A 24348-nucleotide genomic window follows, 5' to 3' on the forward strand; every position below is an offset into this window, starting at 1 on the left:
TTTACTTACAGCTTAAAACTAGTATTTATAAAACAATAATGCTTGTAATGAGGTAGGCCACAAATGTTAAACCACCAGCGAATAATGCATACGGCATTTGCGTTTTAACGTGCGTAAGTAAATCACACCCTGAGGCAATTGCAGACACAGCACTGGTGTCGGATATAGGTGAACAGTGATCACCAAATACGCCACCACCTAAGATTGCCGCAATCACTAATGAAGGCGGTAAACCTAGCGCTTGAATTAGCGGCACACCAATTGGGATAAGTATTGCAAAGGTGCCCCATGATGTCCCTGTGGTGAAAGAGATCACCGCGCCTGTTACAAATAACACTGGTACCACTAGGTAGATAGGTAAGTAATCACCCACTAGCCCTGCTACAAATACACCAGTACCTAAGTCTTTTAAGCTTGCGCCTAAAGTCAGTGAAAGCAATACAATGGCAACTAATGGCAGTAATTCACCCATGCCTTTAAAGCCAATATCCACCAGCTTATGATGAGTAAACTGGCGAGAAGTCACCATTAGAAAGTAGGCCACAACACAGGCTAAAATGGTTGCATACAATACTGATTTAGAACCACTACCACTGGCAATATCGCCATCACCAGACCAATACATAAAGCCAACCATGCTGCCGATCAACGTAAGTAAAGGAACCAACATAAAACGTGCTTTAGTGCCTTTTACTTCTTCTTGTAGCTCTGTTTTTTGGTGTTCTAATTGTTCTTCTGCTTTTTTAAGTGGGCCATGCACTTTATCAAATGAAATAGTATAAAACACAATCAGTAAGGTAATAATGGCGTAAAAGTTATAGCCGATACTGCCCCATAACACCGACACTGCCGATTCTGACATTTCATAGTTACCTAGTAAGCCGAGCACGTACGCCCCCCAGCCATTAAGTAAAATTAATATACACACTGGCGCACTGGTACTATCAATAATGTACGCAAGGCGCGCTCGGCTCATTTTAAACTTATCAAATAACCCACGGGATAAAATACCCGCGGTAAGTACACTTAAGTTAGATTCAATAAATACCGCAATACCCGAGAACATAGTTAAAAAACCAACTTGGCGTTTACTTTTTGCCACGCCTTTGTTCATCAACATATTAACTGTTGCTGCTACACCACCTGATTCACGAATGTAAGCAAGTAATGCCCCGATCAAAATACTAAAGATCAGGATACGGCTATTACCCGGTGAGCTTGCAACACTGACTACGCGTTCAATGGTATTTATAAATGTATTAAAAAGCGTGTTGCCATCACCTTGCAGTGCTAACAAAAATTCAGAAGAAGCAACCGCGACAAGTAGCGCCATTATTACTTCTTTACGCCAAAACACGATTAAAATCGCAATTAGCGGCGGTAAAATTGAATACCAAGACATACAGTAACCTTTTATGTAGCGACCACGCCGCCGTTATAATTATTTTATCTTCAATTCTGCGTTGAAGGTTAGAACAAACCCATTAGCTTAATCAGTTCAGCAATAAACACAACTTAAATCGGTCAGCGACAAGATAAGCAGCGCCTTTTAACTCACTGCTTATTTAGTATTGCTTCATAAATCAGAGAAATAATTGAGCCGTATTTACCGGTCTCGAATTTTTTGCCCACAAATTCATAGTGTTTTTCACTGCCCTCTATCGGCGAATGGCGTGTATTGGTGAGTAAAACAATGGCTAAGTCATAAACGGGATCAATCACTGTTACCGTGCCCGTCCAACCAGTATGACCATAAGCCTGCTCACTTGCATAGGGGCCAAAATGCCATTTTAATGCACCATGACCAGCACGACGCCAACCCAAACCATAGCTTTCATCACTGGCTTGCGGGCCAATAAATTGCTCTAGCACTTGCGGGGTAAACATTTGTTTATCGCCGTAGCCACCACGGTTTAATAGCAGCTGCGCAAGTACACTTAAATCTTGTCCTGTGCTGAATAACCCAGCATGCCCTGCAACACCACCGAGTGCATAGAATGCTTTTTCGTCGTGTACTTGCCCTTGTAAAACATCAGTGCGAACGTTATCAAAATCAATGCGCCCACCACGGGTGTTACCTTGCAGTTCAGTGGCGGCTATTTGGTTTTTAGTAAAGCCTTTTTGCAATGGGTTATAGAGTGTATGGCTTAAGCCAAGCGGCTGATAAATTTGTCCTTCTACATAGTTATCAAGGGATTGGCCTGAGAGTCGCTCAACTAACACACCAAGTAGCATGTAATCTATGTCTGAATATAAATGTTTAACATTACGGCCTGCCACAAACGGCACGCCAGTCAGTAATAAGTTTTTGGTACGTAAGCTATTTTGTGAAAAGAAACGCTCACCAAATTTATTATCTTTACGATGAAAATCAACCACCGCTGGGTAGCCTGCGCTGTGAGTCAGTAAATCTTTCACTAAGCGCTGCTCACGCCCTGCTCCTCTAAATTCTGGTAGGTAGTAAAACAGGGGTTTTTCTACATCCACTTTGCCTTCACTGGCTAATTTCATTAATGCTAAATTGGTGGCAAACATCTTTGAATTAGAAGCGATATCAAATAACGTATCACTTTTCATTGGCTGCGGCTGGGATAATAATGAGCCATCAGCTTGGTATTTTTTTGCATCCCCATAATGGCTTAATTTAACCAGTTGACCGTCTTTGATCACTGCAAGCACCGCCCCCGGAAACCCCTGTGCGATTTCTTGGTTAATTAAACTATCGACTTGTTTAAAGGCATTCTTTTTAGCCGGTGTAGTCGCTAAAGTAGGATAAGGAAAACGCAGAGTTAAACTTGCCCCTTCAGGTTGCACATTTGCAACTTTAAAGGTATTTACACCATTATGAGTGCGTTTTGATAAGCTGTATTCATATAGTTTATTAGCAGTAAGTGGCTGAGCTATATTTATTTTTTCACCATTTATGAAAATATCAGCACTCGTTGCGGTGTTATTTTCGATGATGATGTGGCCTCGGCCTTTGTACGCTTTAAACGTACCTCGGTCATTTACAAACGTACGCGAACTTGGATTAGGGTTTGGAATTTGCATAACCACTTGCGCATTTGCGAGTGGTTTTACTATCGGCTCGGGTGTTGTTTGTTGTTGCTGATATTGCAGCATTAATTTAGCCGCTTTTTTCGGGAAATACTTTTCCATCAAAGCAAATAGTACTGCCGCGCTACGTGCATCTGCATTACCGCTAACATGCCACGGTAAAAAGTGCATTTGAAAGGCGCTCAGCGTATCAAGCGTTTGTGGATCAAGCTGGTTAGTTGCGTGTATGTCGTAGCCATAAGCGCGTAATGCTTTTTGCATTAAACCAATTGACGGTTTTACTACGCTAAATTGCTGCCAATACTTATCAACAGTATCACTGTCATACCATGCACCAATGCCAGCTTGGTATAATTGATACCACGGAAAACGCGGACCAGGATCATTTTTACGTGTTGGTGCTATGTCTGAGTGCCCTACTACTTGAGTTGGGCCAATATCAGGATTTCTTTCTAAAATACCTTTACTTAGCTCAATTAATAACGCCATTTGCTTAGCGTCATAGTCAGGGAAAATACACAGCTTAGATGCGTCATTTTCTAAATGAACTTCAGGCTTCACCTCTGGGTAATGGCAAGTCGGTACATTAACAATTTCAATGCCAATTGATTGATCGTTTAAATCTTCACGGCCCTGCCAGTAGCTTCGCCCTGCATGCCATGCTCGGTCATGTTCATCAACAAGTTGAATAACTTTTAATTCATCTTCTGGGTAACTGGGATCATTCGACTCAGGTAATAAGTAATGGGCACTCAAACCACCTTCTTCAACGAGTACTCGCATTGATTTTTCATAATCAATGGCAGTGTAATGCATCACCAAAAACTTAACGCGATGGCTATAATTAGCAGATTGAGTAAATTCGTAGGGAGTTGAAGCACAGCTAACTAAAAGTGCAGTTGCAGCAGCTAAACTAAGTTTTTTAAACCAAGATAAAAACGTCATAACCTTCTCATTACTGATTGCCAAGGTAAGCACCAACAAGCGTATCACTGATAGTGATAAATGCATTACATAAGCAAATAAATATAGTCTTAGTGTTGCCATTTTAGTATGCACAACAGGATGTAGTTCTACGTTCTAAACATTAGCATAGTGAAATAGTTTGTAAATAATTTATTTAGTTACAACATAAAATAAAAGATATTTTATCCCAAATTGGAACGTAGTAATTTCATTCACAGTAAACAAATCTATTACTTAGTCTTATTGGTTGTTGTAAATTTGGCTAATTAAAATTATATTATTCCAATTATTCTTGAAGAGTATTCCAAAACATAATATCGTTGAACACGAATAATTTATTTGTTTTGTACGCATAGGCACAAGAGTAAAGCAAAGATAGTTACATTTGAACCCAAATTGAGTACAAACTTATTTCGATTAATGCTATAAATACGCCAAATATAAAAATAAGCGAGTAGTATGTCTACATTTGTAAAAATTAAAGCCTTACGTCAATCTCTGTCGAGCAGCGAAGCTAAACTAGCCGATTTCACGTTGAACTCAGCTAACGCAATTCGTAATCTCTCATCAGTAGAGCTGGCTAAAGTGGTGGGTGTAAGTCAGTCGAGTGTTGTGAAATTTTCGCAAAAACTGGGTTATAAAGGTTTTCCTGCTTTTAAGCTGGCTGTTATTGACGCACTCAATGATGAAACGTCAGAACCAAAACTACACGGAAAAATCACGTTAAACGATTCTTTAGAGCAAATTGCTGAAAAGCTACTCAGCAGTAAACTGGCCGTGTTGACTGAAACTAAAAACCTCAATGAAGCAACCGCAATTGAGCAGGCAGTTGGTTTATTGAAGTCAGCAAAACGAATTTTAATTTGTGGTCTAGGCGGCTCCGCTTTGGTAGCAAAAGATTTCTCTTATAAACTACAAAAATTAGGCATGCCAGCCATTGCAGAACCTGATGGTCATGCGCAACTTGCGTATGTATCAACTTTTGCTAAAGGCGATTTAGTTATCGCGATCAGTGAGTCTGGTGTCACCAGAGAAATAGCAGAAGTCGTTAAACAAGCAAAAATGAACGACAGTTCCGTGATCTCAGTCACTAAGTTTGGTAGTAACCCAGTTGCTGATCAAGCCAACGTGAGGCTGTACTCTGTAGCTGAAGAAGAGTCTGTACGGTTATCCTCTATTCTTGCTCGTACTGCACAAGATTTTGTTATTGATATTCTATTCATTGCCCTAACACAATCAAGCCGCCAAGGTCGTAAATTGTTAGAACATTCGAACGACGTGGTTGGTGAGTTCAGAAACCACTAAAGCGTGTTGATCAAACAGGTATGAGTCATACCTGTTTGCTTTATTACACACGTATCCTGCGTATCTCATTAAACACTGTTCCTTTATCAAAAAATATAAATTATTTTAACAAAAAATATTTTATGTAATTTTTTAGTTCCTATAAAAACACCTATTTAGATTTAAAATCATACTAAAAAAATACTTTTTTCCTACTTTAAATACAAAAAAAACCAAACCAACAAACTTAAAATCAAAACAAAAACAATCACTTATAAAAATCAAATTCGATAATCACTTCATATCACGCAAAATACCACTAAATTTTAAGCCGTCACCTTGCCAAGATTTATATATTTTATTTTAATTAAATTTTATTTATAGAAAAAAATATTCTTGACCATTCTCTGCAACAGCTGTTTAATATATTGGCAACAAGTTTATGACTCTAGCGTGAGTATTAGGTCCAGAGCGATAGACAAATTATAATAAAGGACGGGGAAACAATGAAAAAACATGCACCAACCTTCAATATTAGCTCTTTAGCGCATGCAACACACCGCGCATTAAAAGTTCCAAAAACTGCAATAGCGACCGCACTTATCGCGGCCTCACTGGCAAGTGCTCCCGCATTTGCCAATTTAAACGGTAGCATTAAAGGTAAAGTCGCCACCGAACAAGCAAATCAATCACTGGCTGGTATTACTATTACTGCAAGCAGTAATGTCATGCCAAAACCGCGTACAGTGGTTACTCGCGAAGACGGCAGCTATGATTTACCGCAACTAAAACCAGGTACTTACGAGCTTACCTTCACTGATCATAATGGCGTTACACAAACCATGACAGTGGATGTACTGCTAGAGCAGACATCAAATGTCAACGTTACACTCAGCGGCAAAAAAGAGAATGTTGAAGTAATTACAGTGACAGGTAGTAAGCTTTTTCGCCAAGGTAACTCATCACTGAGTAACTCACTTGGTAAAAAAGCCATTGAAGGCGTGCCTGTTGGCCAAGACTACCGCGACTTATTAAAACTCGTACCCGGTGTTGAACTTTCACAAAATGCAACACTTGGCCCGTCAGCCGGTGGCTCAGGGGTTGATAACTCTTATGGCTTTGATGGTGTCGATGTTTCTTTGCCAATGTTTGGTAACTTAGCCTCAGAACCATCAACTCACGATGTTGAATTTGTTACCATGGACCGCGGCGGCGCAAAAGCTGTTGGTTTTAACCGCTCTGGTGGTTTGTCTATTAATACAGTGTCAAAGTCTGGTACTGACGAATTCCATGGCAATGTGGAATACAAAGCACAACCTAAAACATTTGTTGCAACACCTGTCGGTGAAGAGAGCTATGAGCTAGATAAAAGTTGGTTAACTGCCAGCTTAAGTGGCCCGCTTATCGAAGATTCATTGTATTTCTATACTTCGTATTACCGTCCAGAGGAAACCAAAGAGAATAAAAATACCGCTTATGGTGAAGTAAAAGACTACAAAAGTGTTCGTGATGAATATTTTGGTAAGTTAACCTGGGCACCTACTGACGATATTTTACTTAATATTTCACAGCGTACGTCTGAAAAAGTCGTTGAAGGACGTTCAATCGATGCGTATGAAGCCGACAGCGTATCTGTTGGCGATACAGCCGATCAAGATATCTTCACATTAGATGGTTCATGGATTTTAGGCTCAGCGACTACGCTTTCATTCCAATACAGTAAATTTGAGCTTGAAACGGCAGGTATACCTGATACTCCACTGTCTGTTGTGCCTTCACTAACAGGGCAACTTGATTTAGCAAATTTAGATCAAATGGGCTATTTTGCTGTGCCGAGTTTACTTGATGCCGATGATAATTATACGGCAGCGCAAATTGCCGCATTTAACGCTGGTGCAACTCCACTAATAAACCAATATGGTTACTCTGAAAACGGCCAAATGAAAGGCGGTGGGGGTGTAGGTGCTTATTCACAATACGACAATATCGACTTCTACCGTGACTCATTTGAAATCAACCTAGATCATGAATTTGACTGGGGTGATACTTACCACACATTGCATATTGGTGCCGAGTGGAAAGAAGGTAAAGAAGTCCTATCGCGCCTTTCAAATGGTTGGGGCAGTATTTCGTACGTGGGCGGCTTAGACGAAAGCTTAGAAGATGGTAGCAGCGCACCCGTTATTTATCGTGCAAAAGTGCAACAAATGAGTTTGGTCAGCGGTGGCAGTGCTGTTTCGGCTATCAACTCTGAAAGTGAATCTATCAACTTTGAAATCAATGACTCAATTGAGGTCGGCGATTGGACCTACAACATCGGCGTACTTGTTAGCCGTGATACTTGGTATGGCCAAGGCTTACGTGAAAAGTCAGGCACCATTTCAGGTTATGAAACGGCTCCTGGTAATAAGTACAAAATGTACCAAACTGATTGGTCAGACATGATCCAGCCGCGCTTAGGTGCAACATGGACCTACTCTGAAGAAGATTCAATTTTTGCTAACTTCTCTATGTATAACCCAGAAGCAAGCTCACTTTCACGTGCGGCATCGTGGGATCGTAACACCCGAGCTGAAATTGAAGTTGAATTCGATGCCGCGGGTAATGTTATTTACGCAGAGCCTCGTCAAGGTTCATCGGGTAAAATCTTTGCCGATGATTTAACCCCACGTCGGATTACAGAATTTACGCTTGGTACAACAAAATACGTTGGCAGCGACTTAGTACTACGTGCCCATGTACGTCACCGTAAAGGTAATCACTTTTGGGAAGATATGCCTAATGATGCGCGCTTAACTGATTATTCAGGAGTTGATGCTGAAGGTGTTCCTCAACATATTGCTGATCAAGGCTTATATGTAGATAACCTTGCTGATATTATTAAGGAGATTGGCGGCTCATCGTACGTAATTGCTGAAGTAGATGGTGGCGAAACTAAATATTGGGAAGCCAGTATCGAAGCTGAATACTTAGGTGAAAACAGCTATGTAAATGCTTCATATGTGTGGAGTCACTACTACGGTAACTTTGACCAAGATAATACCGCTGCAACCAATGATGCAAATACCTTTATTGGTTCATCAAACTATGGGGATGGTCGCGGTCGCTATTCATGGGATTATAAATACGGCACACTCTCTGGCGATAAACCGCATCTAGTCAAAGTATATGGTTACTACACCGTACCATGGCAGGCGAATGTCGGTGCTTATTTCGTATTTCAATCAGGTAAACCATGGGAAACATGGGATGGCTCTATCTACGGTTACTCAACCAGTAGTACGAGCCGTTATAGCGAGCCGGCGGGTAGCCGTCGTAGTGCCAGTCATTGGCAGTTAGACTTAAACTACACGCAAGACTTTAAACTTACGGGTAATTTTGAAATGCAGTTCCGCGCGGATCTATTCAACGTATTTAATCGTCAAACTGGGTATGACATTAACCCGTACGTTAGCAATGAAAACTTTGGTGAAGCACGTAGCTACTACAACCCACGTAGCTTGCAGTTATCTGTAAACTTCAAGTTTTAAGACTAAAAATTAAAAGTAAGTGCCTTTAAGTGCTTACTTTTACATCCTCCAGGGTAGGCCACTTTTGTGGCCTTTTTTATTTAAGAAACGTGCATTACTGAATAAATCGCTGCTCGTCACTGATCTCACATTCTGCGATTTCTTTTGACTGGTTACTTCTATCTGCAAGCCAACATTCATCATAAATAGAGCAATAGCAAAGTTCGATAGTAACCTGCTTATCAATTTCTAGCATATCAGCTACATAAGCTTTATTCGCAATGTTAACCACACTGACATTCGCTTGGCTTGGCAGAATCCGTGTGCCAATGTGAGATTGCACTAAACTAGTCTCAGTTATAAAGTCAGACCATTTTTTAACAGGTTTATCTTTGTAAGTAACTTTGGCATATTTAATAATTGCCGGTCCCGTGCCGTTATTCATAACCCCGTAGCTAAAATACCCTTTTTCTATCGAATGGCTTCTATAAATTTCGACTCTTGGCCAAACCGATGCTCTTGCATAGGAGCGATCAATCATAGTGGAGTAGAGCCCTATTATTGTTGTCACAACACTTATGAGCAATGCAGACAGAGCAACGATCATTTCAGGCTTTTTATACCATGCTATTTTTGTCATTGTTATATTCCTTTCAGTTTACATAGCTTTTGGTTTATATACTTAAACCATACAGTTAGCTTTTTTTCAAGGCAATAAAAAACGCAGCCTAAGCTGCGTTTTGAAACTCAGTGAATGATCAATAGCCTTATTGATATAACAGATATGGCGCGCGTTGCTGTTTAAAACGCGCTAACTCTTGCTGCCAGCTTTGTTTGATTTGCTGCTCTGTTTGGCCGGCTTCGATAGCTAGACGCAGTTTGTCAGTCCCTGCGAGCTTATCCATAAAGCCTGCGCGCTCAAAGAAGGTTTGCTGTTGCTCTGTTAAGGTTTTGTAGGCTGAAATAAATAAGCTTAAGTCGAGCCCTTTAATTGCACTATCACGTAAATCTAAGCCTTGCACCGCAACGCCTTTAAATTTTGGGTTCATTGACGCGCCTTTAATCGCACGCGGAGTAAAACTAAACTCCCCTAACGGCGTTGGCGAATAACCTACTACTTGAAATGGAAAATCTGTACCACGGCCAATGGTAATTGGCGTTGCTTCAAAAAAGCACAATGACGGATAAAGCGCAATTGATTGATCGTTAGGTAAGTTAGGGCTTGGCTTGACCGGTAAGCTGTATGCCATATCGCGGCTATAATTAGCTACTGGCACAACAGTTAAATTAAGTGCTTGAGCTTGGTCTATCCAGCCTTCGCCCTTAATCATTTTAGCCAGCTCGCCCACCGTCATGCCATGTAGCACAGGAATTTCATGCATACCAACGAAAGACTGAAATTTTAAGTCTAAAACGGGGCCATCTACATAAGCAATATTAGGGTTTGGTCGATCCAGCACGATAAACTCAAGGTTGTTTTGCGCTGCAGCTTCCATCATATAATGCATAGAGCTGATATAAGTATAAAAGCGTACGCCAACATCTTGGATATCAAAAATAATCACATCTAGTTCGCTTAATACCGCTGCATCAGGCTTTTTATTGCTGCCATAAATAGACACCACATCAATACCGGTTTTTGCATCAACCGTACTTTTTACATGAGCGCCGGCATCATGATCGCCACGAAAACCATGTTCAGGAGCAAATATTTTCGTTACATTGACGCCTTTATCACGCAGTAAATCAACAATGTGGATACCGTCTACTTGCGAGGTTTGATTAACCACTAAGCCAACACGTTTGCCCTCAAGTTGAGGTAAGTACTGCGGGGACTGTAAGGCGCCAACAGTCATTGTCGCCTCTACTGAAGCACTCTTTTCAGCGCTCTGCTGAGCACAAGCACTCAACATCAAACACTGCAAAATAACCAATATCCTGATCAACATTTAAAGTTCCACCGCTTTACGTAAAAAGCCATCAGCTTGATTTAACATTTGCTCAGCTTGGGCTGCATCTTTACCAGTTAAAATAATTAAAATAGCTAACTTAGCACTTTGCTTGGCTTGTGCAAGTGCATCAACACCTTGTTGATGAGTACAATCGGTTGCTTGCATAACAATACGAATTGCTCGGGCATGCAGCTTTTCATTACTCGCATTTACATCAACCATCAAGTTTTTATAAACCTTACCTGTGCGTATCATGCTGGCAGTGCTAAGCATATTAAGAACCAGCTTTTGCGCAGTGCCGGATTTCATGCGCGTAGAACCTGTTACCGCCTCTGCACCTACGACCGGGCAAATACCGATATCAGGCAGCTTCATAACCGCTGAGTCTGGGTTGCAGGTCACGCCCACAGTGGTACACCCCACGGATTTAGCATAATCAATCGCAGCTCGTACATAAGGCGTACGACCGCTAGCTGCAATCCCTACTACAACATCTTTTGCTTGCAGGTTAATAGCCTTAAGATCTTCAACACCCAGCGTTAAGCTATCTTCAGCGCCTTCTACCGCTTTTTTAAAGGCTGTTTCACCGCCGGCAATAATACCCATTACTTGTTGATCGCTCACGCTATAAGTAGGTGCACACTCAACGGCATCTAAGATCCCCAGTCGACCACTGGTACCTGCACCGATATAAATAAGTCGACCCCCTTGCTTAAACGCAGTCACGATATGATCAACCGCTTTTGCGATCTCAGGAATAACTAATCTTACGGCTTCTGCAACCTTTTGATCTTCATTATTAATTTTAGTTAATATCTCAGTGCTATCGAGTAAATCAATATCTAAGGTATCTAGATTTTGTCCTTCTGACACAATCCCATTCAGTTCTTCTAAAAGCGCGCGCTGCTGGTTAAAAACATACTCAGGGCTCATCGCGTAATCCTTTTGTGGTCAATTTGTTTAACTCGGTCGGTGGCTAAAATCACCGCACCAACTAACGAATCCCCTCGACGGGGAGATAAATTTTGCTGTATTTGTTCATCTAATAACGCAATGGTTACATCTGCTAAGCCACCGATAATAATGACCGGTAATTGGCTATCACCACGACACTTTTCAATTAATCGCTCTACCTGTCGTGCATGTTCATTAAGAACGGCATCTGCAAGATCACATTGATTTTTTAAACCGAAAATAAGCGGACTAAAGCGGGCATAATCCACCGCTTTGGCGTTTAATAACCAGCCTGAAATATGCTCACGATCACGGCCAATTTGCTCACTTAACTGTTTGGTTAGCTGGTTTTTCGGCTCATTAAAGCGGTCTATTTCATCGAGTAAGCGCTGAACAGCACTTAACCCTAACCGCGCCCCACCGCCAAAATCGTCAACTAAAAATCCCCAGCCACCAATTAACTTAGTGTCACCTTGTGCTGTTAATCTCGCGCCTACAGCACCGGTGCCTAAAGCAAGCATCGCGACTGGCTGACCAAGGTTAGCACCATATAATGACGTAATTGCATCACTGACAATCATCAGTTGTGCAAATTCAATATCGCAGCCAAGTTGTAAAGTAGCAGTGACCCGCTCAGCTAAGCTTTTCGATGAACCACCGGCCAAGCCCATTACCGCTAAAATTTGCTTATGTTGCGCACCACTTTGCTCGCATACAGTGTTGATCACATACTGCAAACTGTTTATTGCGGCATTAAAGTCATTATATATAGAGGCTTCACCAGCATGCGCGCTATATTCTTGGCCGCTGGGCAAGTGAATAAGCTTAGCGACTGTTTTGGTGCCCCCGCCATCAATTGCGAGGATATATTCTAGAGTCATGCTTGTTCAGCTCCGACTGGCGTTTGACCACGCTGGGCTAATTGCGCTTTACCCAAACAGCATACTAAGGTCGACAATGCAGTACCAATACATAACTGCCACGTAAAGCCTAAGTAAAACCGTGACGATTCTGGTAATAGCCAATCAATCATATAAGGCTGCATTAACAGCGTCACCATAAAGCCAACAATTAACGCCGCCAATACTGAGCCTTCACTGCCTCGATTTGTAAATAACGTTGTGAAGTACACACCTAATAAACCACTGTAAGAAAATACCATCACACTAAGTGCAAATTTTAACAGTGGCATATCACTGTATTGCTGCCAGAAGTAACAAATAATGGCCATTAATGCTAATGCGAAACTTACAACAGCCATGCCTACGCGCCCGGCTTTAACAAAATGATTGTCTGCAACGTGTTTATTTTTAGCCGCCAAATACGGACGATATAAATCTTGCACAATAACCGATGACATAGAGCTTAACCCTGAGTTTAAAGTTGAAATAGCTGCGGCTATAATGCCCACGCTTACTAACCCTTTGACTCCAGCCGGTGCTTCATTAAGTACGTAATACATAAAGATAGTGATTTTTTCACCATTGAACTCTTGCACCACTTGCGCGCCATCACTGTTCATTAATGCTGGTTGTTGATATACGATGTACAGTAATAAACCAATAAAAATAAACACCAACATCACAGGGATCACCATCACAATAGAAAGCAGTAATGCTTTACTACCTTCTCGCTCACTTTTACAAGTAAGCAAACGTTGTGTCATATCTTGATCAAGACCAAAAGCCGCAATATTAAGTAACACAAAACCGGTTAATACCGACGCCATATTAAATACGCCACTAGGACCAAAATCTAAATCAAACTTAAAAATAGCCAGCTTGGAATCAGCACCTGGGCTTGGCTCATTCAACGTTGCTAAAATTGTCGAAAAATCGGCAGGGATAAGAGTTAATAAACACCAAATTACAGCGATTGCGGCACTGACATACACCACACTTTGTAATACATCTGAATAAATGACACTGCGAATACCGCCAAATACGGTATACAACAAACCTGCCAGCGCGAGCAGTAAAGTGGCAATAATGACGCTATCAGCATTTATATTGCCATATAAAATCATCGCAACAGCAATGGCGGCCATATACAAGCGAGCCCCACTGGCAAATACACGACCAAATAAGTACATAAGGCCGCTGCGACGTTTTGCCTTAGGGCCAATGCGTTTTTCGAGCAGCTCATAAACTGTATATACCTTTTGCTGATAAAATTTAGGGATCAGAAAAATAGACACAATAAACGCAGCGATAAATGCACCAATGTTCGTCGCAAGATACGACAAGTCACCTTGATAACCTTGGTCAGGCCCGCCAATAAACGTGGCAGCGGATTGTGATGTCGCTAATACAGAGATAGCAACCATCCACGTCGGCATGCTGTTACCGCCTAAAAAGAAATCCTTACTTGAGTTAGCGCGCTTGCGATTAAACCACCAACCACTGAGTAATAAAATTGCTCCGTAGCTTGCGAACACGAGCCAATCTAACAAAGTATATTGTGCACTCATTTATTATCCCAACTTCAAACCTTTTAATGGAATATATTATTCCATTAATTCAGTAAAAAGAAAACAGTTTTATTTTTTACTTTATAAAGCCACCTAATGAATTGGCTTCATCCGGATTATTTAATTGTTGGTAACTTCCAAAGCAATTGTTTTTGTTGATATTCTGAGGCAGGCAAACTCACCAGTAGTGGTGCCTTCTGCTCATCTAACCATGCTAGTAAAGTATCCATATTTTGCTCTGTCATTGCCGTACAGCCTGCGGTTGGTTTATTTTCTGCACGCCATAAGTGCATAAAAATACAGCTACCTGCACCATCTATATTTTGACTATTGTGCTTAACCACTAAACCTTTTTTATAGAGGTTATCTTGGCTGTAAATATCACGGCGCATCCACTCCGATGAGCCTTTTACTGCAGCCTCTCCAACCACTGATTTATCAACCAACTGGTTGTAAAAAGGTGAACCTTTCACATCAATACAGTAATCATCGGCGGTCATGCCTTGGTAGGTCATATTAGTCGCTAATGAATCTAAGTAGCCAAATGCGCTGCCTAGCTCAAAAACTCCGGCGGGTGCCTTACCATCACCTTCTTGTTTTTGTACACCAGCTTGCGTTGGGTGCAAACCAATTCCCCACGCTAAACCAGTTCGCCCCAACACCACAGCATGGCCTTGCTCTTGTTGCTGCCACTGACCCGCAACCCACTCAAACCGATATAACTTTGCACCAATCGCTTGCCAATCATCAGCAACAACTACCACGAGTTGTTGAGTCTGTGATGGGATCACGGTTGTGGTTTCAGCGGTCGTGGTTGTGCTTGTTGTACTGTTGACGCAGCCACTGAGTGCCGTTGTAGCAAGTACTGCTATTATTATTTTTTTCATAAAGGCCAAACTCCATCGTTGATCGGTTGTAATGTATCGATACTGTTTATACCCAAACCTGGGCCATCACTTAAGGTGATCGCAGGGCCATTAAACTCAACACCACCTTGCACCGGATCATACTGACCCAACGCTGGACCATCTAAATCTATTTTACTGATCTGCTGCGCTTTTGCTGACGCTAAATGCGCAGCTCCCGCAACGGCAATACTGCCTTCTAGCATGCAGCCAATCATGCATTGAGCTTGATACTGGGCAGTAATATTGGCAATTTCGATAGCACGACTTAAGCCACCCGTTTTCATCACCTTGATATTGATAATATCAACGGCATTTTGTTCTAATAACTGAATAACTTGCTTAGGCGAAAACGCACTTTCATCAGCCATGATTGGCGTATTGACGCGTTCAGTAATGTATTTTAAACCTTTAAAATCATCGCTTTTTACTGGTTGCTCAACAAGTTCTAATTCAACATTAAGACTTTCTAGTTTCTGCAGTGCAAATACGGTCTGTTTAGCATTCCAGCCTTGATTTACATCTAAACGAATGTGTGTTTGTTGACCAAAGCCTTGGTAAATTGCTTTTACTCGCTCGATATCTTGCTGTAAATCATTACCTATTTTTACTTTTAAAATATCAAAGCCTTGCGCCACTGCGAGAGCGCAATCACTGAGCATTTTATCGATATTATCAACACTAATTGTGATATCTGTGCGCAGTGTTTGACTACCACCACCGAGCAACTTATACAGTGGTGCTTGATATAATTTGCCCCATAAATCATATACGGCCAGCTCAAGGGCGGCTTTAGCGCTGTAGTTTGCCACGACACTTGATTGGATCACTTGGCAGATTTGATTGAGGTTTTCAATTTCCATACCAAGCAGTTTTGGTGCGATAAACTGTTTGATAACACTGAGTATACTTTGATGAGTATCCCCCGTGATTACCGGTGTCGATGCTGCAGCACCATAGCCAATTTCACCTTTATCAGTTTCAATGATCACAACTAAGTCTTCAATAAAGCTGACTTCTCGCAGTGCTGTTTTAAATGGCGTAACGAGTGGCACTTTGAGTTTGGCAAAACGTATTGCGGTAATTTTCATAGTTTCGATCCTAGCGAATACGCTTAATGTTATACGTGCGGTCTAAGTAACTCTTTGTTTGCGATAACCGTAGTGGCAACAAAGGTGTTACCGATACGCCGTTCAGCGAGCTTGAATAAAAGCTGCCATCAGGTTTGTTATAACCAAGCCCTTTCACATCATGGATAATGTATGGCTGACCGTCTTGCTCACCTAAATACATCATCACATGTCCTGGTATATAAATCAGATCGCCTACCTGCATTTTATTTACTATGGCAAGTTTCTGTTGCTCTGAGTTGCTATTATCAAAGCGATAATTTATACCGTACTCGCCTTTACCTTGTTGACCAGAGTTACGCGGCATTAATAAACCAAACGTTTTATAAATTTCGCCAACAAACCCAGTGCAATCTCGGCCGTTGTAATCATGGCCCCAGCCATAGCGTTCACCTAAAAATTTAAAACCTTGCTTTACTAAGTGCTGTTGGGTGTAAGGTAAATAACCAAGATTAACATCGCTGCTTCGACTAATGAGCGCAGGTTTGATCACTAACTGCCCCTGTTCATTACGTGTAGGCAGTTGTACGACATGGCTGGCGTAAGTATTTTGCCCGTGTAATAAGTTTGGCACCTGTGCAGCAGGTACTAATGGTAGACGCACGCCCATATCCAATTGTACTTGCGATGTACTACTGTCATCAGGCACATAAGCGGTATTCACTTTAGCACCGGTTATCAATAAAAAATCATCGTTATTTTTGAATTCACTAAGCGTGGGTTTGTCTGATATGGCGATATCCGCTTTTGGCGCCCAAGCTAAGTAATTATAAGCACGCACGAGTAGCCATTTTTTATCGGCACTTTCATGTAAAATAGCCACTGTGTCGCCGGGGAATAAACCGCTTTCTTGGAAGCGATCGAGATCTTTATCTAAACCACTGTTTAGTACTCGATCCCAAGTTGGAAAAGTACGTAGTACAGAGCGTTTGACCACCATGCCATAAGCAACTTGATTGTTCTTTGCTAATGCGTCTAAATTCAAATTAGCTTGGTATTTTGCAAAGTGCTTAGCGGTTAACGGACTACCATTAGGGTAAAAACGTGGACTTTTTGGTACTTCGCTGATGCTTAAAATATGCGCCTTTAACTGCTTTTTGCTCAACTGTGAGACAAACTCTAACGGATCAACAATATATTCATTTTCTGCAATGAGGTGCTTATTAAACGCCGCAATTTGTGCTGTGCTCATCAAAGTTTCATCTGTCACTTGGCTAAGCCAATGTTGCGGCGTTAGCTGTGATTGAGTCACCCCAATAACATCTGATTGCCACGTATTAGCCGCAGCCACATCGGGAGCCACTGAAACAATACTAGCTAATGAAATACTCAGGGCGATAAGTGTTTGTCGCATTCGGGTGTTCCTCTGTTATCAATTTGCTTTATAAATTGTGCGCTGTTGCGTTTATTGATCTTGTGGCATTAGTAATTGTGTAAATGCACGAGTAAAGTTAGCTTGCATTTGTAACCCTGTCGCAGCTAAGTTAGCTTCACTTGCTCCAGGCACACTATTTTGTGCCGCTAAGGTGAATTCTCGCCCGCCTTGAATAAACGGCAAGTAAACATGAGCTAACATGACAGTTTCGGTAGCTGAGCGAGTTTCGCTCGGCCCCCAACCTATTTTTTGCCATACACGCCATTGTCCTTGGGTTAACTCATCCAAAATTTGTTTTGCTGGACGAGGATCATTCGGCGCTAATGCTTGCGCTAATGACTGGGTGATCATTTGGCTGATCCCTTGCATCATACCACCCACCACTGCGCTTTTGTCTGTGTGCCCGGTGCCATTAAACAGCACATCAATGTCTTGTGCTTGTATGAAAGGTTGCTGAGTTAATGGCTCTCTTGTATGACTCGCTAAGCGTTTTAACCATTCAGCTTGTGCCAAGGTTGTCATTGCTTTATTGCCCGTTAAACCACACCCCGTACAGCGATATCCTAAATAAGCAGGATCATGACTGTTAACAGTAAAATAAGTGATATCGCTAGCAACAGCGTCACTGTTAGTACTTTGCCAACGAGACGTGCTAGGGGTAAAAATATCTGCTGCATACGCACCTTTAAACATAATGCGAGAATCATTGAGTTTTAGCCAATTATCTGCAAATAAATTACTTAAATACTCGCGCCCAGCAACATTAATAAAATAGCTGGCAATTGCATTCGAGTTGCCATCTGCACTACCAAAAGGTGCATAACTATTAATACTGGTGATCAAATCAGCAACATTACTAGTGCCAATTGTAGCGTGTGCGCCTAATTCAGGATTAGTTTCTCTAACTTTTGCGATTGCGCCACTAAATGCTTGAATTTTAGATGAGCTCCAAGGTTCATATAAATCGTCTTGGGTGCCATTTGCTAAATAACGATATGCTAATTGATCACCCTGTTGTTGGTAATCAATAATTAACAACTTACCTTGTGCTGTTGGAATATCAAAATATTGCCAATCAGCGGCAACGCGCTGCTGCCAGTGAATTTTACTGTAATCAACCTCACTCGCCGTTTTGTACTTAGCCCGGGCAATACGATTCGCAACATAATGATTCTGCATAACCATATTTGTAAGGTCAGCGGGTAAAACTGGCGCGGCTAACATCACCTGTTGATAAAATTGGCTTTGTTGATCTTCAGGTGTTTTTGGCAGCTCCTGCTGTGACGGACTTTGACACGCAACGAGTGTCACTGTTCCCAGCCAAGTTAGTTTCAGCCCTGCTTTTTTTAGATTTGCTAAAATCAACTTAAATTCCTTAAAGTTTTTATTTTTGGAATATTTTATTAAAAATAACATATTTTCCGTCACAAGCAAATATCTGCATCCAATAAACCACGTAAAACGTATTAGTCAATGTAATAAAACATTAACCTAAATTATAAGGAAGTGATTATGCGCACCTTTTTAATTCTTTCAGGAAGCTTACTCTGCTCAACTCATGTATTTGCTAATATAGAAGAAATTACGGTTTATGGTCATCGAACAGGCCTTATTGGCGATGCGATCAGTGCCTCTAGCGGCATAATTGGCCAAGGTGAAATACAAAGCCGAGCAATGCTACGCAGTGCAGAAATGTTAGAACTTATTCCTGGGATGGCTGTTACTCAACACAGTGGTTCAGGTAAAGCTAATCAATATTTTATTCGCGGTTTTAATCTTGACCACGGTACCGACTTTGCAACGAGTATTGATGGCATGCCTATAAATATGCGCAGTCATGGTCACGGCCAAGGCTATACCGATCTTAATTTTATTATTCCTGAAACGATTGCAACCATTGATTATCAAAAAGGCGCTTATGGGGCTGCCCAAGGTGACTTTTCAACGGCTGGTAGCGCTGAGTTTAACTTAGCAGATAACCCTAAACACCAACAACTTGACATCAGTATTGGTGAAGATAACTATAAACGATTAATGGCATTGGGCACCCTTGGTGTTGCTAACGGTAAAATAATTATTGCCGGTGAGTGGCAAGGTTACGACGGGCCTTGGCAAGATATCAATGAAGATGTAGATAAAAAAAATGCCATGATCCGTTATGTCGGCAAAGCATGGGATGGTGACTTATCTGTTACAGCAATGGCCTACGATAATAGCTGGAATTCCGCGGATCAAATTCCACAGCGTGCTGTAGATCAAGGTATTATCAGCGAGCTAGGTTCACTCGATACCACCGTAGGCGGCAGCTCTAGTCGTTATAGTTTATCGGCTAATTGGCAAGGTCAGCATATTAATGCCAATGCTTATGTGATCAATTATGACATGGACTTGTTTTCTAACTTTTCTTACTTTTTAAATGATCCGGTTAATGGCGATCAATTTCAACAAGTCGATAGCCGCACAATTAGCGGTGGCGCACTGAGCTATCAATTTGTTGACACCCTCGCACAAATGCCAATTCAACATACCTTAGGGGTTGAATACCGCCGTGATGATATTGATCAAGTAGGCTTATACAATACCAAACAACGCCAACGTTTAAGTACTGTGCGTGAAGATGTAGTAAACGAAGCCAGCTACTCAGCCTATTGGCAGTCAAAAATGAGTTTGAGCCAAGCGCTGGAAGCCTCGCTTGGGGTACGTTACGATTACTTTGACGCTGATGTTGATAGCAATAACCGTGTTAATTCAGGTAGTGCTGATGATGACTTGGTAAGCTTTAAAGCCAGCTTAAACTATCTGTTCAACGACAATCTAGCCGGGTATGTTAATTGGGGGCAATCATATCATTCAAATGATGTGCGAGGAGCCACGATCCGCCAAGATCCGGTTACCCTAGCCCCCGCAGAAAAAGTTGATTTACTGGTACAAAGCAATGGGGCGGAATTGGGTCTGCGCTACTTTGATCAACAACAATTTAATTTATCAGCAGCACTGTGGTGGCTGAGTTTAGATTCTGAATTACTTTTTGTCGGTGATGCGGGTAATACCGAAGCCAGTGATGCATCAAAACGCTACGGTTTAGAACTCAGTGCTTATTATTGGCTTAATGATGCCTTGAGCTTAGACGCTGAAGCCTCATTCACTCACTCTCGTTTAGATATCGATTCAAGTGACGATAGAATTGAGGGCGCGGTGCCTGTCGTCGCCAGCACTGGCATTAATTGGCACATAACGCAGCAATGGCAGTCTTCATTACGTGTCCGTCATATTGGTAAGCGCATACTTAGTAGTGATGGCGACAAACGCTCAGAGCCACTTACCGTGGTAAATGGTTTAGTAAGTTATCAACAAACGCATTGGAAAGTCGGCCTTGAGATACTAAATATATTTGATAGTACTGATCACGACATTGACTACTTCTATGCATCACGCTTAGCTGGTGAGCCTGCAGATGGGGTTGAAGATAATCACTTTCACCCGATTGAGCCGCGCACATTGCGCCTAAACTTCAGCCTGCTATTTTAATTTGTTGAGGTTTTAAACATAAAGAAACATCTCAGACCCCGCTGTTACATGAGTAATAAGCTGGAGCTGAGATTTTTTCATTCTACTATACTTGCGATTGGCGTATTCGCGAGTTTGCTCAGTATGATTCCAATGTTCGCCAGTAACACCTGCGGCAACCACTAGCTAAATAATACCTTTAGCATAGCTTTGTAAATCAGTTAAATATTGCTGATATAAGTCACTACTACCGCTTTTTATTTTTTCAAACACAAAGTTATCAGCAAGATTAGCCATAGCCTGTTGTTTTCGTGTTGTCGATAAGCTGCTTTGTGCGATGACTTCAAGTTCAGCCAATTTTGCACGCTCATACTGCGTTAAACTTGGGTCTGTGAGTAACACCTGCAACATATCAACAGCATTAAAAAATGAGCCGTTAAACGCAAACGTTACCGCTTTGGCCACCGACGGTAGCCACGGCTTATCAATCTGCTCACCAATAATAGTAAACATTTCATTCGCTGTAGTTAAATCGCCGTTATGCACTGCACTGCTCCCTAAAATCAAATAGGCTATTAGTTGATCTTTTGGGTAACTAGTCTTCACAGCTGCAAACATGGGATCATGCTTAATTAAATCAGCTCGTTGTTTTGCTAAACCACGCCAGCCTTGACTATAAAATGCCAGCGACTGCGCCGAGTAGGCTAAATATTTAGTTCTGGGATTATCTGCTTTTTTATAGGCTAAATCACTTTCTGCAACGGCAAAATCAGCACTGACTCCCAAGCCGATAAGAAAACTTAACGTGGCATGAGTTATAGCAGGATCAATACTTTCAAGCAGTTCATTTTCGCTTTCATTTAACTCCTGCACAGTGTTGTAGGTGTAAGCTAGAGTATCAACGCTTACAGTAGATACACCATAATAAGCACCATAAAAAATACCATCTTGAAGCTCATGGTACTGCTGTTGCTCTGTTTTGGTTGAGCGACAGCCAATTAAAGCAATGCTTAAACCTACAAATACAGCAATTTTAGTTAGCTTGTTGAAGGTACTCATCTACGCTCCTATTTTGAAGTTCAAATGCTTGATGAACATTTCCTTGAAAATGAGGACTCGTAATTTTACTTAATGAAAAAATGATATTACTTTGCGTATTTACCATCATTGCCAATGCAGTTGCGTTTATTTCCACACCTGCGCCATCAAAACGGGCGCCCACAAGCTCTACGCCATTTCGCGCATTAATAGTTACATTGGTTGCTTCTACTACGGAATCAACAATTTCTAATCCAAGTTCACTAGCAGTGATGGTTATATTTTCCAAGCGCACTAGTGAATCAGTGATCGCTATTGATTGTGCAGTCATATCTTTGAGTAAAATATTATTACAGCCCGATATAAGCACTTTTTTATAGTGTCCAGAGAACGTTTGACTGTGTCGATCTTTACAGCTTAAGTGTGATTGCATTACCACTTCATGTGGTTGTTCTTTACGAGCCACTACTGGCGTTTCAAGGGCATGTTTAAGTAATGCTAAAAACTCAGCTGTTGCGCTTTTCATTGGTACGTGACCGGCTTGTGCTATTGTCATCAGCTCACTGTTGGCTAGTCGGTGCTGCAACACCTTCGCTGTTCTAAGCGGCGCGATGTTATCTCGCTCACCCCAGATGATGTACGTTTGGGTATTTAAGTTTGCAACAATGTTGCTATAGTCTTGCTCTACTAAACTCAGCGCTGCATTCACGTTTGGTTGCTCTCCCATTAATGCATTCCAAGCACTATCGCTGCGCTGCAGTAAATCACTAAAGTAAGAGTCAATTGCCCCCAACTCAATTAAGCCTGTAGTAAAGTCATTGAGTTGTGCAAGCTTAGTACGTACAAATTTTGGCAGCCACGAATCTTCAATAACGATATTCGTGATCGGCTTTAAAAAAGCAACCTTTTGCAACACTCCAGCAGCATCAACAAGCACTAACTTATTAAGTGGTTGTGGATATAAACCAGCAAAAGACAAACTTACTGCAGCGCCCATAGAATGACCAACCACAGTAACTGGTCGCGCGCTATAAAGCTCAACAACTTGAGCCAAAACTGCAGCATAATTATGAGGTGAATAACGCCCTTGTGGTGACTCTGAATTACCAAAGCCTGGTAGGTCTACAGCAATTACATAATAATTCTCGGCAAGTGTCGGGATCACCGAGAACCAATCTTGCATCGCAAGCTCACCGAGCCCATGTACTAACAGTAATGGTGGGTTAGCTTTGTTGCCAGCTTCTAAAACTACCATCTTTGAATTAAATACGGTTTCATTAAAATAACTAAATCGCCAGTTTTGTGCTGGTTCGAGCTTAAATTTAAGCAATTGCCGTTGCTTGTCAGTCAAAGGTTGGATAAGAACAGATTTAACTGCTGAGAGCTGAGCACTCTGTGGTGAGTTTTGAGCAGATACAGATAGTGGCAAAATGTAGCTCAACAATAAAAACAAATATATATAGCGCAAGAGGTCAATAATTTTTATAAATAACAATAAGTAAAGTCTATCGTTTTCTCGAAGATAGGTAAATTATTAGTTTAGTTGCCAGCTTTACTATTAATTGCATAACTAAAACCAAGCCCCAGTGACCATAGGTTTTACAACTAAGTAAGAATGGGATAGGCTCGAGTTTAAGCAAATTTTAGTGCTCTATTTACGTTAATTGTTTAATAGTATTTATATACTAAGCAGTATTGTCTTCTTTGGAATCATTGTTCGCTTTTCCTAAATCTGCGTGGTTTTAGGAAATGAATTGTTTGTATATGACCATATAATAAACATTTACAATACAAAAAACAGAGGGTTATTTTATGTTAGAAATTATATTAGCTACAGCGGCAGTGTTTTGTTCCTATTTCTTTATTTTCGATAAGAAACCAGTTAGAAAGAATAAAAATAAAGATTCAAACTCATAATAGAGTCAAATCGAAAGATAAATTTTCATTAATTAGAAATTCAAGTTTGTGTATTGGTCTTTCTTACTATGATTCTCATCCAACCAAGGCAGCTTGGCAGAGATCCAGTGTCAGAGCGAGTGAAGAAAATGTGTAATCGAGAATGGATCAAATTGACTAAATGCTTATGCACAATGGTATTACATCGTTCGTGAATGTATAGAATGTGGTAGGCGTAAGACGTATCTTGAAAGAGTGAACCTTGTGACCGCTTGATTGGTGGTTTCACCTTTAAAAGCGCGGGT

General features: G+C 41.3%; 16 protein-coding genes. 3 read left to right on the top strand and 13 right to left on the bottom strand.

Annotated features, from left to right (window positions below; all coding sequences use genetic code 11):
- Positions 1–25 precede the first annotated feature (25 nt).
- Together CWB85_RS11485 and pbp4b are read right to left on the bottom strand one after the other, a co-directional pair.
- Positions 26–1402: a Na+/H+ antiporter NhaC family protein gene (locus CWB85_RS11485; protein ID WP_016708828.1), complete on the bottom strand. Its 1377-nt coding sequence runs from the start codon at positions 1400–1402 to the stop codon at positions 26–28.
- 152 nt (positions 1403–1554) lie between these two features.
- Positions 1555–4002, bottom strand: coding sequence for a penicillin binding protein PBP4B (pbp4b, locus tag CWB85_RS11490; protein WP_138554964.1), 2448 nt, complete (start codon positions 4000–4002; stop codon positions 1555–1557).
- A gap of 480 nt (positions 4003–4482) precedes the next feature.
- Between pbp4b and CWB85_RS11495 the strand changes: the two genes are divergently transcribed.
- Both CWB85_RS11495 and CWB85_RS11500 read left to right on the top strand, forming a co-directional pair.
- A complete protein-coding gene (locus tag CWB85_RS11495; protein WP_016708826.1) occupies positions 4483–5328 on the top strand; it encodes a MurR/RpiR family transcriptional regulator in 846 nt (281 codons plus the stop codon).
- Between the two features lie 485 nt (positions 5329–5813).
- Positions 5814–8837 (top strand): carboxypeptidase regulatory-like domain-containing protein, encoded by a 3024-nt coding sequence (locus CWB85_RS11500; RefSeq protein WP_016708825.1) that lies wholly within the window; start codon positions 5814–5816, stop codon positions 8835–8837.
- Between the two features lie 94 nt (positions 8838–8931).
- On the opposite strand, the gene CWB85_RS11505 is transcribed toward CWB85_RS11500, so the two are convergent.
- From CWB85_RS11505 to CWB85_RS11545, 9 genes are all read right to left on the bottom strand, one after another.
- On the bottom strand, positions 8932–9456 hold the full coding sequence (locus CWB85_RS11505) for a hypothetical protein (RefSeq protein ID WP_016708824.1): 525 nt from the start codon (positions 9454–9456) through the stop codon (positions 8932–8934).
- A gap of 127 nt (positions 9457–9583) precedes the next feature.
- Positions 9584–10729: an exo-beta-N-acetylmuramidase NamZ family protein gene (locus tag CWB85_RS11510; RefSeq protein WP_171039009.1), complete on the bottom strand. Its 1146-nt coding sequence runs from the start codon at positions 10727–10729 to the stop codon at positions 9584–9586.
- Between the two features lie 36 nt (positions 10730–10765).
- Complete coding sequence (gene murQ / locus CWB85_RS11515) at positions 10766–11701, bottom strand: N-acetylmuramic acid 6-phosphate etherase (RefSeq protein ID WP_016708822.1); 936 nt, start codon at positions 11699–11701, stop codon at positions 10766–10768.
- Positions 11698–12603 carry a glucosamine kinase nucleotide-binding domain-containing protein gene (locus tag CWB85_RS11520; protein WP_138554953.1) on the bottom strand — a complete coding sequence of 302 codons (906 nt, stop codon included), beginning with the start codon at positions 12601–12603 and terminating at the stop codon, positions 11698–11700. Before CWB85_RS11520 ends, murQ begins: the two co-directional genes overlap by 4 nt.
- Positions 12600–14192, bottom strand: coding sequence for a sodium:solute symporter (locus CWB85_RS11525; protein WP_016708820.1), 1593 nt, complete (start codon positions 14190–14192; stop codon positions 12600–12602). The genes CWB85_RS11520 and CWB85_RS11525 overlap by 4 nt, the downstream gene beginning before the upstream one ends.
- Before the next feature lie 116 nt (positions 14193–14308).
- The gene (locus tag CWB85_RS11530) at positions 14309–15079 is read right to left on the bottom strand and encodes a L,D-transpeptidase family protein (RefSeq protein ID WP_138554954.1); all 771 of its coding nucleotides are present in this window, start codon (positions 15077–15079) and stop codon (positions 14309–14311) included.
- Positions 15076–16188 (bottom strand): mandelate racemase/muconate lactonizing enzyme family protein, encoded by a 1113-nt coding sequence (locus CWB85_RS11535; RefSeq protein ID WP_138554955.1) that lies wholly within the window; start codon positions 16186–16188, stop codon positions 15076–15078. Before CWB85_RS11535 ends, CWB85_RS11530 begins: the two co-directional genes overlap by 4 nt.
- Positions 16189–16198: 10 nt before the next feature.
- Positions 16199–17581: an NlpC/P60 family protein gene (locus tag CWB85_RS11540; protein ID WP_138554956.1), complete on the bottom strand. Its 1383-nt coding sequence runs from the start codon at positions 17579–17581 to the stop codon at positions 16199–16201.
- A gap of 51 nt (positions 17582–17632) precedes the next feature.
- Complete coding sequence (locus CWB85_RS11545) at positions 17633–18967, bottom strand: hypothetical protein (RefSeq protein WP_138554957.1); 1335 nt, start codon at positions 18965–18967, stop codon at positions 17633–17635.
- Positions 18968–19114: 147 nt separating this feature from the next.
- Here CWB85_RS11545 and CWB85_RS11550 point away from each other — a divergent pair, with 147 nt between their 5' ends.
- Complete coding sequence (locus tag CWB85_RS11550) at positions 19115–21130, top strand: TonB-dependent receptor (RefSeq protein WP_138554958.1); 2016 nt, start codon at positions 19115–19117, stop codon at positions 21128–21130.
- A 165-nt stretch (positions 21131–21295) separates the two neighbouring features.
- Here CWB85_RS11550 and CWB85_RS11555 read toward each other — a convergent pair whose 3' ends face one another.
- Both CWB85_RS11555 and CWB85_RS11560 read right to left on the bottom strand, forming a co-directional pair.
- Positions 21296–22168, bottom strand: a complete 873-nt coding sequence (locus tag CWB85_RS11555; protein ID WP_138554959.1) for a hypothetical protein — start codon at positions 22166–22168, stop codon at positions 21296–21298.
- A complete protein-coding gene (locus CWB85_RS11560; RefSeq protein ID WP_138554960.1) occupies positions 22143–23477 on the bottom strand; it encodes an alpha/beta fold hydrolase in 1335 nt (444 codons plus the stop codon). Before CWB85_RS11560 ends, CWB85_RS11555 begins: the two co-directional genes overlap by 26 nt.
- Between the last annotated feature and the right edge of the window lie 871 nt (positions 23478–24348).

The sequence above is a fragment of the Pseudoalteromonas sp. S1727 genome (assembly GCF_005886375.1).
In the GTDB taxonomy this organism is placed as follows: Bacteria; Pseudomonadota; Gammaproteobacteria; order Enterobacterales; family Alteromonadaceae; genus Pseudoalteromonas; species Pseudoalteromonas haloplanktis.